This window comes from Erythrobacter sp. THAF29, assembly GCF_009363635.1.
In the GTDB taxonomy this organism is placed as follows: Bacteria; Pseudomonadota; Alphaproteobacteria; order Sphingomonadales; family Sphingomonadaceae; genus Erythrobacter.
Window position 1 is genome coordinate 566,811 of sequence record NZ_CP045392.1, and the last position, 14,326, is coordinate 581,136.

13 protein-coding genes and 1 tRNA gene are annotated in these 14,326 nt (G+C 62.5%); 8 read left to right on the forward strand and 6 right to left on the reverse strand.

The genetic code is table 11. The features are described 5' to 3' along the window. The first annotated feature begins 134 nt into the window (after positions 1-134). Positions 135-473 (forward strand): GntR family transcriptional regulator, encoded by a 339-nt coding sequence (locus FIU90_RS02895; protein ID WP_152433413.1) that lies wholly within the window; start codon positions 135-137, stop codon positions 471-473. A 175-nt stretch (positions 474-648) separates the two neighbouring features. Next, positions 649-930, forward strand: coding sequence for an integration host factor subunit beta (locus FIU90_RS02900; RefSeq protein WP_152433414.1), 282 nt, complete (start codon positions 649-651; stop codon positions 928-930). 24 nt (positions 931-954) lie between these two features. Here FIU90_RS02900 and FIU90_RS02905 read toward each other — a convergent pair whose 3' ends face one another. Next, positions 955-2,637: a cation:proton antiporter gene (locus tag FIU90_RS02905; RefSeq protein ID WP_152433415.1), complete on the reverse strand. Its 1,683-nt coding sequence runs from the start codon at positions 2,635-2,637 to the stop codon at positions 955-957. Between the two features lie 102 nt (positions 2,638-2,739). Between FIU90_RS02905 and FIU90_RS02910 the strand changes: the two genes are divergently transcribed. From FIU90_RS02910 to FIU90_RS02930, 5 genes are all read left to right on the forward strand, one after another. Continuing rightward, a tRNA-Leu gene (locus tag FIU90_RS02910) sits at positions 2,740-2,826 on the forward strand. A gap of 131 nt (positions 2,827-2,957) precedes the next feature. Further along, a complete protein-coding gene (locus FIU90_RS02915) occupies positions 2,958-3,587 on the forward strand; it encodes a PilZ domain-containing protein (protein ID WP_152433416.1) in 630 nt (209 codons plus the stop codon). Positions 3,588-3,743: 156 nt separating this feature from the next. Next, positions 3,744-5,354 carry an NAD(P)/FAD-dependent oxidoreductase gene (locus FIU90_RS02920; protein WP_152433417.1) on the forward strand — a complete coding sequence of 537 codons (1,611 nt, stop codon included), beginning with the start codon at positions 3,744-3,746 and terminating at the stop codon, positions 5,352-5,354. A gap of 29 nt (positions 5,355-5,383) precedes the next feature. Further along, positions 5,384-5,824, forward strand: a complete 441-nt coding sequence (locus tag FIU90_RS02925; protein WP_152433418.1) for a GtrA family protein — start codon at positions 5,384-5,386, stop codon at positions 5,822-5,824. A gap of 4 nt (positions 5,825-5,828) precedes the next feature. After that, positions 5,829-7,625: a hypothetical protein gene (locus FIU90_RS02930; protein ID WP_152433419.1), complete on the forward strand. Its 1,797-nt coding sequence runs from the start codon at positions 5,829-5,831 to the stop codon at positions 7,623-7,625. Between the two features lie 13 nt (positions 7,626-7,638). Here the strand turns inward: FIU90_RS02930 and msrB are convergent, their stop codons facing one another. The 4 genes from msrB to FIU90_RS02950 all read right to left on the reverse strand — a co-directional run bounded on the left by msrB (position 7,639) and on the right by FIU90_RS02950 (position 11,962). After that, positions 7,639-8,139: a peptide-methionine (R)-S-oxide reductase MsrB gene (gene msrB, locus FIU90_RS02935; RefSeq protein ID WP_152433420.1), complete on the reverse strand. Its 501-nt coding sequence runs from the start codon at positions 8,137-8,139 to the stop codon at positions 7,639-7,641. A 91-nt stretch (positions 8,140-8,230) separates the two neighbouring features. Continuing rightward, the gene (locus FIU90_RS02940) at positions 8,231-9,568 is read right to left on the reverse strand and encodes a cytochrome P450 (protein WP_152433421.1); all 1,338 of its coding nucleotides are present in this window, start codon (positions 9,566-9,568) and stop codon (positions 8,231-8,233) included. A gap of 94 nt (positions 9,569-9,662) precedes the next feature. Continuing rightward, the gene (locus FIU90_RS02945; protein WP_152433422.1) at positions 9,663-10,967 is read right to left on the reverse strand and encodes an ABC transporter permease; all 1,305 of its coding nucleotides are present in this window, start codon (positions 10,965-10,967) and stop codon (positions 9,663-9,665) included. Further along, the gene (locus FIU90_RS02950; RefSeq protein WP_152433423.1) at positions 10,964-11,962 is read right to left on the reverse strand and encodes an ABC transporter ATP-binding protein; all 999 of its coding nucleotides are present in this window, start codon (positions 11,960-11,962) and stop codon (positions 10,964-10,966) included. Before FIU90_RS02950 ends, FIU90_RS02945 begins: the two co-directional genes overlap by 4 nt. Positions 11,963-12,008: 46 nt before the next feature. Here FIU90_RS02950 and queG point away from each other — a divergent pair, with 46 nt between their 5' ends. Beyond that, a complete protein-coding gene (queG, locus tag FIU90_RS02955) occupies positions 12,009-13,070 on the forward strand; it encodes a tRNA epoxyqueuosine(34) reductase QueG (RefSeq protein WP_152433424.1) in 1,062 nt (353 codons plus the stop codon). Here queG and FIU90_RS02960 read toward each other — a convergent pair. Beyond that, complete coding sequence (locus tag FIU90_RS02960; protein WP_152435666.1) at positions 13,054-14,316, reverse strand: NAD(P)/FAD-dependent oxidoreductase; 1,263 nt, start codon at positions 14,314-14,316, stop codon at positions 13,054-13,056. The genes queG and FIU90_RS02960 overlap by 17 nt on opposite strands. Positions 14,317-14,326: the final 10 nt, after the last annotated feature.

The window sequence follows — 14,326 nt, forward strand, 5'->3', positions numbered from 1 at the left end:
GAAAGCGCGCACACTAGCGATTGTTTACGCGCTGTGAAGCATTTGTTTCAGGTGAAACCGAGTGGATTTGCGAGAATCCGGGGACCTTGCGCGCTTCGCTGTATTATGGCACTGATGCACTTAGCGAGGATGCCATGAGCCAAAACCGACCTGTCTATCTCAAGCTGCGTGACCAGATCGCCGCGGCGATCATCCAAGGCGAGTATCCCGAAGGGCAGATGCTGCCATCGGTGCGCGCGCTCGCAGCGGAGCAGGGCGCCAATCCGCTCACGGTCGCCAAGGCTTACCAGCAGTTCCAGAATGACGGTCTCGTCGAGGTCCAGCGGGGCGTGGGTATGTATGTCGTGAAAGGCGCGGCCGAGCAGCTGCGCAAGCGCGAAAAGGAACAATTTCTGCGCGAAGAATGGCCCGAAATCCGCGCGCGGATGAAACGCCTCGGCATCGACATCAGGGAACTCGCCGAGTGCACCTGACACTGTGCCGACTGTCCCTGTGTGTAACAAACCAGACTTTATTTCCCCGCTGCCTTGATACCGCGGCAAGCCTCTGGCATTTTTGAATTTCGAGGAGCCTTTCGGGTCGAGGCTTGGCAGGGGCGAGGCCAGTACGACGCAAAGCGCGGCTGGTCTTCATGACTTGGAGGTCATAGTGATCAGGTCAGAACTACTTCAGCAACTTCATAAGGATAATCCCGAGCTGCGCGCGGAGGAGATCGAGCAGGTCGTCGATATTTTCTTCGATGAGATCGGCCAGCGCCTCGCAGAAGGCGGCCGGGTCGAGTTGCGCGGCTTCGGTGCATTTTCGACGCGCGAACGCGAAGCGCGCACCGGTCGCAATCCTCGCACCGGCGAACCGGTCGAAGTGCCGGCGAAGCGCGTACCCTATTTCAAGGCGGGCAAGGAAATTCGCCAGCGCCTGAACGAGCGCTAGGCAAACCCTCTTAGCTAAGGCCAATCAGGCGAGCTCCACCGCCGCTTCATCGTGCGCGCGGCTGGGGACAGGTTTCTTGCGCTCGATATCCAGCGCCCTGAATACGGCCGCGACCACACGCTCGCGGCCACCTTCTGAGTCGACCACAACAGGAGTGAGGCCGAGCTCTTCGAACTCGTCCTTGGCCTCTCCCGTCGGCAGCGCGACGATCCGGGTCACCGCCGGTAGCCGCTCCTCGACCAGTGGGTGAAGGTCGCGGGTCAGCTGGACGTTGCCGGTTGCGATCACGAGCACATCGCGGCGTTCCATCCCGAGCGCGTCCCAGCTGCGCGGATCGCCCGCATGCGCATGGTGCACATGATAGCCATCAGCTTGCGCGTTCTCGAAGCCTTCGTGATTGGGCTCGACCGCCAGGTATTCGATTTCGTTGTAATCCAGTGCGTCGGCGACCGCGCGGCCCGTAGGTCCAAGGCCGATGATCATTACCGGGGCATTGTCGCCGTCCATCTTCTCGTCGGCAGGGCCGGTGCGCAGCTTGCCAGCGAGCTTGCGCCCCATATTCGACACCAGCGGCGTCACCGCCATGCTGATCGCGATCGCCGAGACGAGGATCGCCAGCGCCTCGCTATCGACCAACCCGGCTACGGCGGGGATCGCGAAAAGGACGAGTGCAAACTCGCTCCCCTGTCCGAGCAGGAAACCGAGCTGGATCGAGCCGGGCACCGACCAGCGATTGGCGAGTGCGGCAAGCACGTTGAAAAGGCATTTGAGCGCGATCAGGCCGATGGCGGCGAGGATCGCGGTCATCCAGTTGTCGGCGAGGATCGAAGGGTCAATGCCGAGCCCGACCGATATGAAGAAGAAGCTCAGGAACAGTCCGCGGAACGCATCGATCTCGGTCTGGACCATCATGCGATAGCGCGAATCCGCAACGGCCATGCCGCCAAGAAACGCACCGAGCGTGAGCGACAGGCCGACAATGCCGGTCGCCCATCCGGCGGCGAGGGCGATAAAGAGGGCGGTAGCAGTGTAGACTTCGCTGCTGCCCGCGCGCGCGATGAGGCGGAACATCCGCTCGGTAAGGAAGCGGGCGAACAACACCGCGACGATAAAGGCGGCGACTGCTTTCCATCCCGCGTCGATCAGTGCGGGCACAATTTCGCCTTCGCCGCCCAGCGCGGTTGCCGAGACGAGAAGGACTATCGCCGCGATATCCTGGAAAATCAGGATGGATTGCGAGGCGCGGCCGACCGGGCAGTCTTCCTGGTCGCGCTCCCGCACGAGGCCGATAACCACGGCGGTCGAGGAAAGACCCATCGCAAAGCCGCCGAGAAGCGCGAAAGTGGGATCGAGCCCTATCAGCCAGAACAGCGCTGCAAAGCCCCCTCCTGCGACCAGCATCTGCAGACTGCCGAAGCCGAAGATGTTGCCGGCCTCCGCGCGAATTCTCCCAAGCGAGAAATGGAGGCCCAGATTGAACAGCAGGAACATGATCCCTGCCTCGGCCATCGCCGCCACTATGGGGCCGCTGAAACTGTCGGAATATCCAAGCGCGCCGATACCAAGGCCAAGCCCGATGTAACCGACGATAGGATTCAGCCTGAGCGAGCGAGACACCAGCGCTGCACCGATGCCGAGGCCCAGCAGTGTTATCGCCGGCTGGATGGTCGCGATGATATCGCCCGCGTCGTGAACTTCGCCTGCCATGACCGCCCCTGCTGCGCCGGTGGAAACACGCAGATGGGGACAATCGTCTGATCTGGCAAGTTGCGGCGCGCGAAGCCGGTGGCTATCGGGCTTTGGCAGAGTGCGGGTGTGGCGGAATGGTAGACGCCGGGGACTTAAAATCCCCTGATCCTATAGATCGTGTGGGTTCGAGTCCCACCACCCGCACCACGCGCAAACCCTCGCCCCCTATTATCGCAAAATTTACCCGGCCAATCTTAGGGGAAGATCCGAATTGAAGGATCACAACAATCCCCTCGCGACCGGGCTTGGCGAGAAGGGGAAGGGTCGGGCGAGAAATCATGGAAAATATTGCCACAACCAGCCCCGAAGATTCTGAATCGGTCGGCGCGCAGGAAATGCGCGGCGCGCCGCGATTTACGCTCCTGATCCGCGCGGCGAGGCTGGTCGCGGCGCAGGGCGAGTTCGTCTGCGTGATCCGCGATATCTCCGAAACGGGTGTCAGTGTCCGGCTGTTCCACGCACTGCCGCCAGACGACACGTTCGAGCTGCACATGCCCGGCGGGCGAGTGTATAGCGTCAAACGCATATGGGTGCGCGAAAACGAGGCGGGCCTCGAATTTGCGAACCCTGTCGACGTTGCGCAGATCATCAATGAAGTGAGCGAATACCCCAAGCGCGGCCTTCGCCTCGGTCTCCATTTCCCGATCACGATCACCTCCCTCACAGACAGTTGCGAGGGCGTTGTCGAAAACCTGTCTCAGCAGGGCGCAAGGTTCGAATGCGATGCGCTGTTCGCGATCGACCAGACCCTTCGCCTAAGCGGGGCCGGCGCTTTCAAGGACGTTCGCGCCAAAGTGCGCTGGAGGCGCGACCGGCAGTATGGGGTGGTGTTCGACGACACTTTCACGCTCGGCGATTTCGCCCGCTTCGCCGCCCGGCTTCAGGCTCCATCGCTGCTGGCGAGCTGAAGGCGCAAGCGCCGGACAGGCCGTTTCGCCGCCAAACGGCCCGGTTTTTGGGCGAATGGAGCGGGGCGTTTACCTGCCGCTAACCAATTTCCTTCACTCCTGACCGTCAAGCGAATGTCCGGGCGCGCGCCCGGGCCTACCTGACGGGGGCAGTGAATGAACGTGGCAGGCGACAAGCAGCCGGGAATAATCGACGTAGACGTAGCCATTATTGGTGCGGGGCCAGCAGGTCTTACCGCAGGATACCTGCTGACCAAGCAGGGCAAGTCGGTCTGCATCATCGAAAAGGACGAAACCTATGTCGGCGGGATCAGCCGCACGGTCGAGCATGACGGCTACCGGTTCGATATCGGCGGCCACCGCTTCTTTTCGAAGTCTCAGCAGGTCGTCGATCTGTGGAACGAGATCCTGCCGGACGATTTCATCCAGCGCCCGCGGATGAGCCGCATCTATTACGAGGGCAAATTCTACTCGTACCCGCTGCGCGCATTCGAGGCGCTCGGCAATCTGGGCCTGCTGCGCTCGACTGCGTGCATGCTCAGCTACCTGCGTTACAAGCTGTTTCCGATCAAGGACGTGAAGAGCTTCGAGGACTGGACCACAAACCAGTTCGGCAAGAAGCTCTATTCGATCTTCTTCAAGACCTACACCGAGAAGGTGTGGGGCATGCCCTGCGACGAGATGAGTGCGGACTGGGCGGCGCAGCGGATCAAGGGCCTTTCGCTCTGGAACGCAGTGACCGACGGATTGAAACGCTCGCTCGGCCTCAACAAGAAACCCAATGACGGGCAGGCGGTGAAGACGCTGCTCGAATCCTTTCGCTATCCACGCCTTGGCCCCGGCATGATGTGGGAAGCCGCGCGCGACAAGATCATTGCGACCGGCAAGGGGCAGGTGCTGATGGGCCACGCGCTCGATCGGCTTGCGAGCGACGGCGATGGCTGGACGATGACGGCCAATGGTCCAAACGGCAAGGTGCAGGTTCGCGCGCGTCATGCGATCAGCTCGGCGCCGATGCGCGAGCTGTCAAAGCGCATCCACCCGCTGCCGCAATCGAGCCTCCAGGCAAACGAGCTTAAATACCGGGACTTTCTTACCGTCGCCTTGATGGTGAAGAGCGAAGACCTTTTCCCCGACAACTGGATCTACATCCACGATGACCGCGTCCAGGTCGGCCGCGTACAGAATTTCCGCAGCTGGTCGCCGGAGATGATCCCCGACGAGGAGATGGCCTGCGTGGGTCTCGAATATTTCTGCTTCGAGGGGGACGGGTTGTGGTCGTCTTCGGACGAGGAGCTCGTCGCGCAGGCCACGCGCGAGATGGAAATCCTCGGGCTGTGCGATCCGGCAAAGGCCATCGGCGGGACGGTTGTACGGCAGGAAAAGGCCTATCCGGTCTATGACGACGAATACGAAGCGAATGTCGAAGCCATGCGGGCCGAGCTCGAGGAGAAATATCCGAGCCTCCACCTCGTCGGCCGCAACGGGATGCACCGCTACAACAACCAGGACCACGCGATGATGACCGCGATGCTGACGGTCGAGAACATCCTCGCCGGCAGGCGCATCTACGACACGTGGTGCGTCAACGAGGACGCCGAATATCACGAGGCGGGTGACGAGGGCGCTGAAACTGCGCTGCCCGCTCGCGAAACCGAAACCAAGCCGCTTTCCGAAGACCAGGTCGCCGCGCTTACTTCGCTGCGCGGCGTGCCCGAGCGGATCGCGCCTCGCGACGAAGACGCGCCGGTTCGCAAGTCGGCCTGAGAATAGAGACGAAGGGACAGAGTGACGTCATGACCCGGAGGACCAGCGCCTTGATTGCCAGGCTGCGCGATATCCGGTTCGTGCGCTACGTGCTGGCGAGTGTCGGCGCCCTTGCGGTCGATGTCGGCACTTTCCTTGCGCTGCTGGCTGTCGGGGTCGCGGCGGCTCCCGCATCTGCGGTCGGCTATTCGCTTGGCATCCTCGCCCATTGGCTGATGTCGAGCCGCGCCGTGTTTCAGGACAGCGTTGCGACTGGCGGCATGGCGCGCACGCGGCAAAAGGCGCTGTTCGTGATTTCCGCACTGGTGGGCCTAGGCCTCACCACCGCAATCGTCGGAATTGCCGACTTGTCCGGCATCGATCCACGGCTTGCCAAGCTGTTCGCCATCGCGGTCAGTTTCACGGCGACATGGCTGATCCGCGCAAAGATCGTGTTCCGGGCCAGTGTCCCGGCGGCGAAGGAGGTGTGAGGCGATGCTGGTCGAACGCCGCCGTTCCGCTTTTCCGGCCGAGTTTATCCTCCGCGTAGGCGTCGCGTGGGCGATCGTCAGCGCGCTGCTGCTGGTCATCCACTGGAGCGCGATTTCCGCAGGCCGCTTCCCCGATCCCGACGATATCCTGCGCCTCGTCCAGGTGCGCGATCTTCTTGCAGGCCAAAGCTGGTTCGACCTCACCCAGTACCGGATCGATACTGCGAATGGCGGGGTTGCGATGCATTGGTCGCGTCTGGTCGATATTCCGCTCGCGCTTGTCATTCTTGTGCTGACGCCGATCCTCGGGCAAGCTTCGGCGGAAACCGTTGCGCTCGTCGCGGTTCCGCTCATCACGCTCGGCATCGCCATGCTGCTCGCTTCGCGGATCGCATGGCGGCTCATGGGAGAGGAAGAGGCGACGCTCACCTCGCTGATCCTTGCGCTCTCGGTGCCCGTTCTGTTCCAGCTTTCACCTATGCGGATCGACCACCATGGGTGGCAGATCGTCTGCGCGCTTGCCGCAGTGAACGGCCTCATGGCGCGATCCGAGCGAGTGTCGGGCTGGGTGGTGGGCGCGTCGCTTGCGACGTGGCTCTCCATCTCGATCGAAGGGCTTCCGCTTTCGGCCGCAATCTTCGCAGTCCTTGCGTGGCGCTGGCTGGTTGACCGCAGCCAGCGCGGACTGCTGGTACACGCGATCCAGGCGTTTGCGATCATCGGAGCCGCCCTTTTCCTGCTGACACGCGGTGCGGGCGATCTTGCGACCTATTGCGATGCGGTGAGCCCGGTCCACCTCGCCATGTTCGCATTCGGAGCCGCCATCCTGACATTGCTGTCGCGCTTCGAGCCGATGCCGCGCGGCTTGCTCCTTGGCGGTTTCGTTTTCGCCGGAGGAGGCGCGCTCGCGATCTTGCTCGCAACCGCGCCGCAATGCGCCACTGGCGGTTTTGCAGAGCTTGATCCACTGGTTGCGCGATACTGGCACGTGAATGTCGTCGAAGGCATGCCGATCTGGCGGCAGGACGTGCTCACGATCCTGCAGTATGCGGTGACGCCGGTCATCGGTCTGATCGCGGCATTCAATCTTGCGAGCCGTTCGCGTGAATGGTTGCGGCGCTTCTGGTTCGACTACACGCTTATCCTGCTTGCTGCATTTATCGTCTCGCTCCTCGTTGCGCGGGCCGGAGCTGTAGCCTGCGTCCTCGCCGCGCCACCGCTTGCCTGGCAGGTCAGGAGCTGGCTGCGCTCGATCCGCAACATGAAACGCCCTGCGCCCAGGGTCGCCGCGACTGCAGCGCTGGCCTGTGCACTGCTCCCCGCGCTGCCCGCCATGCTGCTTGCAAGCGCGATCCCCGCGCGCGCATTCGTTGGTGCGAGTATCGCGCCGAACGGTCCGGCTCCGGTCAAGGCGTCCTCTTGCAAGGTGGGCGACGCCGCCGCTCGATTGCAGGTGTTGCCGGCAGGCGAATTTTACGCCCCGCTCGATATCGCGCCCGACCTGTTGCTCACCACCGACCACAGCGTCCTCGCCACAGGGCACCATCGCGGCGATGCTTCGATGAAAGTCCTGATAGAAACCGCGCTGGGTTCACCCGATGATGCGCGCAAGATCTTGGCAAGCCGCGGCACCGCCTATGTCATCGCCTGCCCGTCCTTGAGCGAACTGCGCAACTACGCCCGCGCCGCCCCGGAAGGCTTCGCCGCAGTCCTGCTCGATGAGGATCAGCCCGAATGGCTCCGGCCCGTGGCGCTGGGTTCCGATACGGATCTGAAAGTCTGGAAAGTCAGGCCGGAATAAATTTCGCAGCCGGCTATGCCGGGACAAAATCCATCGCAAGGCCATTGATGCAGTGGCGCTTGCCGGTTGGCTTGGGACCGTCGCCGAAAATGTGCCCCAGATGCCCGCCGCAATCGGCGCAATGCACTTCGGTGCGGGCATAACCGATCTTGTAATCGGTCGAAGTGCCGACAGCGCCCTTGTCGATCGCCTTGTAGAAGGCGGGCCAGCCAGTGCCGCTGTCGTATTTGTGCGCCGAGGAATAGAGCCGGTTGCCGCAGCCTGCGCATTTGTAGACGCCCTTGCGCTTTTCCTTGTTGAGCGGGTGCGAAAATGCGCGCTCGGTCCCTGCTTCGCGCAGAATACGGTATTCGGCGCGGGTGAGGATCTTGCGCCATTGCGCCTCACTCTTGCGGATCGGGAAATCGCCTCGCGCCTGCGCAGGGGTTCCGCCGCATGAAGCGAGGACGGGCATGGCGAAAGCGGTCGCAGCACTTGCAAGGAAGCGGCGTCGGCTCGAAATGGCGAGTTTCATCGCGATGTGTCCTTTCGAAAACAAAGGCATCTCACCCCTATTTACGTGGGAAATCGCCGAAAAGTTTCACCCTGTGCGTGGGCGCGCCGTCTCAGAACTCGGTGATTTCCACTTCGAGCTTGCGGAAGCCGTGGACGAAATTCGCCCGCACGCGTTCGACATCGCCCGCGACATGCACCCGCATCCGGCGCTTGTGCATTTCCTCGAGCAGGACGCGCAGCTGAAGCTCGGCAAGCCGCGCGCCGACACAGCGGTGAATGCCGTAACCGAATGCGATATGGCGACGCGCGTTCTCGCGGCGCAGATCGAGCTTGTGCGGGTCGGGGAAGACGCTCTCTTCATGGTTGGCCGCGAGATACCACAGCACCACCTTGTCGCCCTTCTTGATCTGCTTGCCGAAAACCTCCGTATCCTCGGTGCAGGTCCGTCGCATATGCGCCAGCGGCGTTTGCATGCGGAGCATTTCCTGCACCGCGTTGGGGATCACGCCGGGGTCTTCCTCGAACACCTTGCGCTGGTCGGGAAACTTGTCGAGCGCATGGACGAAGCCGCTCATCGAGTTGCGCGTCGTGTCGTTACCGCCGACGATAAGCAGAACGAGGTTGCCGATGAATTCCTCGGGTCGCATCTGGTTCATGGCTTCCGAATGGATCATCATCGAAATGAGATCGCCCGCCGGTTCCTTGTCATGTGTGCGTTCGATCCAGAGCGACTGGAAATAGGCCGCCATTTCGTGGAGCAGCTCCCAGCGCAGCTCGTCGAGCTCGCGCACGCCGGCCAGTTCGGTGTCGCCCGACCAGTCTGACCAGAAGGTGAGCAGGCGGCGATCCTCCCACGGGAAGCCGAACAGGATCGCGAGCATCCCGGTCGTCAGCTCGATCGAAACCTTGTCGACCCAGTCGAACACTTCGCCGCGCGGCAGGGTGTCGAGCAATTCGCCGGTGCGCTGGCGGATCTCGTCTTCCATCTCGGTCATGGCCGAAGGGGTGAACTTGGGCGCGACGGTGCGGCGCTGGCCGGTATGTTCGGGCCGGTCCATGGCGATGAACATCGGTAATTCGCGCCGGTCGGCATTGCTGGCTGCGAGCTCTTCCTCGGAAAGCCGCTCGAGGATCGTGATCCCGCCATATTCCCAGCTGGAGGAGAAGGTTTCCGGTAGCGCCTCGATATGCTGGATCGCCTTGTGGCCGACGACCGACCAGTAGGGTCCGTAGGGGCTTTCCGGGATCCAGTGCAGCGGTCCTTCGGCCTGCATTTCCGCGACGATCGGCTGCCACCTGTCCTCGAAATAGATGTCGGAGCGGCTCAGATCCCACTTGTGCGGATGCGCGGGGCGCTCTTCCGGGTGCTTCTCGAAATGCGCCTTGAGCGCCTCGTAAGCCGTGGGTGAAGTCCGAACCTTTGGCCGTTCGGGTGCAACAGTCGCCATATCTCTCTCCCGTCAGGAGAGCTTGCATCTCTCCTTGTGAGTCGCATCCTGCCCTAACTGACAGCAGTGTCAATAGTCGGTTGCGTTTTGCGACCTATTCGGCGGGTTCCGTTAGGGCCTGCTGGGTCTTGCGCCTGCCCAACCATCTGCGGCGCCTTTTCTCGTGCCCGGCGCCGCCCGATTTCATCACCCGCTTGCGGAAGAGCATCGAGCCGCCCTTGACCAGGACGAAGACCCACACCGCCTGCCAGCCGAGCGCGATTGCATGCGTCCAGAGGCTTTCCTCAAGCGCCGCTCTCGCGAGCATCGCGAAGGGTGAGGAAAGCGGGAATGCGATTGCGAAGGTCTCGAGCGCGGAGCCTGGAAGTGCGATTGCATAGGCAGCGAGGAAGAACACCATGAGCTGCATCATGGTGACCGGCATCGAGAGCGTCTGCACCTCGCGCACCGTGCTCGCCATCGCGCCAACCGTCAGGAACAGCGCGCCGAGAAGCAGATATGCCATCGAGAAGTAGAGCACGCCGAGTGCCAAGAAGATCGGCCAGCCAACCGCGGGGCCCGGCAGGTTTCGGAAATCGGTCTGTGTGATTGTGACAATTCCATCTTCGGCCACCGCCCAGAAGCCCCAACCGAACGCGCCCCATACGAAAATGCCGACGAAGGACACGCCAAGCATCGCGAAGAGTTTGCCCATGAAGACCGAATCCATCGGGATCGCGGCGGCGAGGATTTCGATGATCTTGTTGCCCTTCTCCTCGGCGAGGTTGGAGAGCACCATGCCTGCAAGCAGCATTGAAAGCAGAAAAAGCAGCATCTGCGCCGCCTGCGCGGTTCGCACCCGGTTCGAGCGCTCCGAAGCCGCGCTGCTGGCGACAAGCGCGCTCGAGCTTTCCGGATAGGATGAAGGGGCAGCGCCGCTGGCGGTCGCGGCGATGAGTTCTACAGGTCCTTTCCAGCGCTTGACCTGTCCTTCGGTACCCACGATTTCGGGTGCGGCAGGCGTCCCAGTCACAATCACAGCATAGTTCCCGCGCCGTGCATCAAGGAAGGCGCGCGCGTCGAAACCGGTGTCGGTTTCCGCCTCTACAATTCTCGAAAGCTTCGGGATCGCTCCGCCAAGCTGCGGGCGTAGCGCGTCTCCGGCCTCGATCATCGCTGCATTGTCCTCGGCATTCATGGCGACGCCGACTTCGACGCTGATCGCCTGGACCGTTACCTGCTTGCCGATGCTTCCGGCGAGGCCGCCGACGAGGATCGGGAAAAGCGGACCAAGAAGGAAGAACAGAAAGGCGCGGCTGAACAGCACCGCGATGAAATCGCGCCGGGCTATGACCCATGCGGCCTGCAGTTTCGACAGTCGCGGGCTCGCTTCGATGGCGGCCTGATCGGGATTGCTCATGCCGCGTCTCCCATCTGGTCGGCGTCGAGCTGGCGCGCGGCCGCCTCACCTGCAATTGCGACGAATGCGTCGTGCAGACCGGCGCGCTCGATCGAGAGCGACAGAATTCCCGCATCGCCTTCGATCAATTGCTTGAGCAAAGGCTCGACCCCGCTGTCGGGGAGAGGGAAGTAGAAAAAGTCGCCTTCGCGGCGGGTATCCTCGGGAAGCGCAGCCGTCCACGCGCCTTCGCGCGCCCGAGTTTCGAGCCGGACCTGAGCGGGAATGCGGTCGCGCGCCACTTCCACGCTCCCGGCATAGGGAACTTTGCCCCCGGCGATGATCGCGACGCCTTCGCACAGGCGCTCGGCATGGTGGATCACGTGAGTCGAGAAGATCACGGTAACGCCGTCTTCGGCGAGCGAGCGGATCATGCGCTCAAGCTTGCCCTGGTTGATCGCATCAAGACCCGAAAACGGCTCGTCGAGAACGACAAGCTTGGGGCGGTGGACCAGCGTGCCGAGCAGCTGGACGGTCTGCGCCATACCCTTGGAAAGCTGCCGGATCTGCCGGTCGGCGGCATGGGCAAGATCGTGCCGTTCAAGCAGCTCCAGACCGCGCTTGCGCCCTTCGGGAAGCGACAGACCGCGCAATGCGCCCATGAAAGCGATGGCTTCGATCGCCTTCATTGCGGGATAAAGCCCGCGTTCTTCGGGAAGGTAGCCGATAAGGCGGCCAATATCGTGCGGGCGATCGTGCCCGAAAACCCGGCGAACGCCTTCGTCCGGGTCGATAATGCCGAGCAGCATGCGCAAGGTGGTGGTCTTGCCTGCACCATTAGGGCCGAGGATGCCGTAGATCGCGCCCTCGGGCACTTCGAGATCGACCCCGCGCACCGCCGTTGTGCCGTCGAACGACTTGACCAGTCCGCGCGCTTCGATTGCGAGCGGTCGGTCGGTAGCTGAGGGAGCGGCAACGTTGCTCACGGGGGTATGTTCGCCTACCTGCATATGCATGAGCGCGGGGGTTAACGCGCGAAGCTGAACGGGAGCAACCCCAAGCGTGGTTAACGGCGCGGCAACTCTTAACCTCGTGGAGCGGCTTGAAAAACAGGCGCGCGAGCTGGGATTCGTCGCATTCGGCGTGGCGAGCGCGAAGGAAGATCCGGTGCGGGCTGCGCGGCTCGAAGAATGGCTCGGCGAAGGCCATCACGGCACGATGGAGTGGATGGAGACGCGCGCGCATCACCGCCGCTCGCCGCAAGGGCTGTGGCCCGAAGCGCGTAGCGTGATCGCACTCGGCATGAGCTACGCTCCCGCGCGCGATCCGATGGCGCTTGCAGGATTATCTGACCGGGCGCGGATATCGGTCTACGCGCAGGGCAAGGATTACCACGACGTCTTGAAAAAGCGACTGAAGGCGCTCGCGCGTTGGCTCATCGCAGAGGAGCCCGAGGCGCAGGTAAAGGTTTTCGTCGACACCGCGCCGGTAATGGAGAAGCCATTGGGTGAAGCGGCAGGGATCGGCTGGCAAGGCAAGCACACCAATCTCGTCAGCGCCGAACATGGCAGCTGGCTGTTCCTCGGCGCGATCTACACGACGCTCGACCTGTCGCTTTCGCAGCCGCACCGCGACCAATGCGGGTCATGCCAGGCGTGCCTCGATGCCTGCCCGACCGACGCCTTCCCCACCCCGTACACAATCGATGCCCGCCGCTGCATTTCCTATCTCACAATCGAGCACAAGGGGCCGGTGGTCGAGGAATTTCGCGAAGCGATGGGCAACCGGATTTATGGCTGCGACGATTGCCTCGCTGTGTGCCCATGGAACAAGTTTGCAAGCAGCGCGCATTCGATGCGCGAATTCCTCCCGCGCGGTGAACTGGTCGCACCGCGCCTTTCCGAATTGCTGGCGCTCGACGATGCAGGCTTTCGCGCTTTCTTTTCCGGCTCTCCGATAAAGCGCATCGGGCGCGATCGTTTCGTGCGGAACTGTCTCTACGCAGCCGGGAACAGTGACGATCCAGGTTTGCTGAAGCCATGCCGTGACTTGATCGAAGACCCGGACCCGGTCGTCGCCGATGCGGCGCGCTGGGCGGTTGGACGGCTTACAGCAACTCCTTGAGCGGCACTTCTGGATCTGCCAGCAGCTCGCGGTCCACGCGTTCGACACCTGCTTCGAGCATTTTGCGACCCTGCACGTAATCCTTCATAGTGCCCACGCAATCGAACGCGATCGGCTTGCCTTCCTTCAGATAGACGACCGTGAATTTCCTGTCGGCAGGATCGCCGCGCAGGACGGTGTCGTCATAGTCGAGGCTGAGGCCTGCGGTCTGCAGCTTCAGATCATACTGGTTGGACCAGAACCACGGCAGCGCATGGTAGGGCTGCTTATCGCCCATGATAGCCTTGGCCACCGTGTTCGCCATGTCATGGGCATTCTGGACCGACTCCAGCCGGATCACCGCATTGTCGGCAAAAGGGTTGGCATGAGCCGCGCAGTCTCCGATGGCATAGATATCGTCGAGCGTGGTGCGGCAGATGAAATCGACATCGACCCCGTTGGAACCCGCCGCTCCCGCTGCGATCAGCGGCCCGACTGCCGGAACGATACCGATACCGACCACGACCATATCGCATTCGATTGTCTCGCCGCTATCGAGTTCGACCCCGGTTACCTTGCCGTCTTCGCCGAGGATTTCCTCGACTCCCGTCTCAAGCCGAACATCGACCCCCTGGCGGCGGTGTTCCTCTTCATAAAAGCGAGAAAGTTCCTCGCCCGCGACGCGCGCGAGCACGCGCGGGAGCGCTTCAATCAGCGTCACTTCGCAACCGAGTTTGCGTAGCACCGCTGCCGCCTCGAGCCCGATGTAACCGCCGCCGATCACCACCGCGCGCTTTGCTCCGGCATCGAGCGCAGCCCTGATCGCGTCGGCATCGCGTTTGTCGCGCACGTAATAGACGCCTTTCTGATTCGCGCCGGTAGAGCTGAGGCGGCGGGGATCGCCGCCGCCCGACCAGATGAGTTTCCGATAGCCGATAGCGCTGCCGTCGGAGAGCATTACCGTGTGCGCCATCCAGTCGATTTCGGTAACAGCAGAGCCGAGCATCAGGCTGATATCCTTGTCCGCCCAGAATTTTTCGGGGCGTATCATGATCCGCTCGAACGGCTTCTCGCCCGCGAGATATTCCTTGGAGAGCGGCGGCCGCTCATAGGGCGGCACGCTGTCGCGCCCGATCATAAGGATAGATCCATCGTGGCCCTGCTGGCGCAGCGCGATAGCCGCCTGCGCCCCGCCATGCCCGGTTCCCACGATCACGACGTCCCAATGACCGGGGACGTGATCCGGTGTGCTGCCCTCTCGCTCCATGCCGCGTTTG

Bases quoted from the DNA above. Each gene is read 5' to 3' on its own strand.
- FIU90_RS02950 (WP_152433423.1), bottom strand. From the start codon at position 11,962: ATGCATATGCAGGTAGGCGAACATACCCCCGTGAGCAACGTTGCCGCT.
- FIU90_RS02915 (WP_152433416.1), top strand. From the start codon at position 2,958: ATGGAAAATATTGCCACAACCAGCCCCGAAGATTCTGAATCGGTCGGC.
- FIU90_RS02895 (WP_152433413.1), top strand. From the start codon at position 135: ATGAGCCAAAACCGACCTGTCTATCTCAAGCTGCGTGACCAGATCGCC.
- FIU90_RS02925 (WP_152433418.1), top strand. From the start codon at position 5,384: ATGACCCGGAGGACCAGCGCCTTGATTGCCAGGCTGCGCGATATCCGG.
- FIU90_RS02920 (WP_152433417.1), top strand. From the start codon at position 3,744: ATGAACGTGGCAGGCGACAAGCAGCCGGGAATAATCGACGTAGACGTA.
- msrB (WP_152433420.1), bottom strand. From the start codon at position 8,139: ATGAAACTCGCCATTTCGAGCCGACGCCGCTTCCTTGCAAGTGCTGCG.
- FIU90_RS02930 (WP_152433419.1), top strand. From the start codon at position 5,829: ATGCTGGTCGAACGCCGCCGTTCCGCTTTTCCGGCCGAGTTTATCCTC.
- FIU90_RS02960 (WP_152435666.1), bottom strand. From the start codon at position 14,316: ATGGAGCGAGAGGGCAGCACACCGGATCACGTCCCCGGTCATTGGGAC.
- FIU90_RS02945 (WP_152433422.1), bottom strand. From the start codon at position 10,967: ATGAGCAATCCCGATCAGGCCGCCATCGAAGCGAGCCCGCGACTGTCG.
- FIU90_RS02905 (WP_152433415.1), bottom strand. From the start codon at position 2,637: ATGGCAGGCGAAGTTCACGACGCGGGCGATATCATCGCGACCATCCAG.
- FIU90_RS02940 (WP_152433421.1), bottom strand. From the start codon at position 9,568: ATGGCGACTGTTGCACCCGAACGGCCAAAGGTTCGGACTTCACCCACG.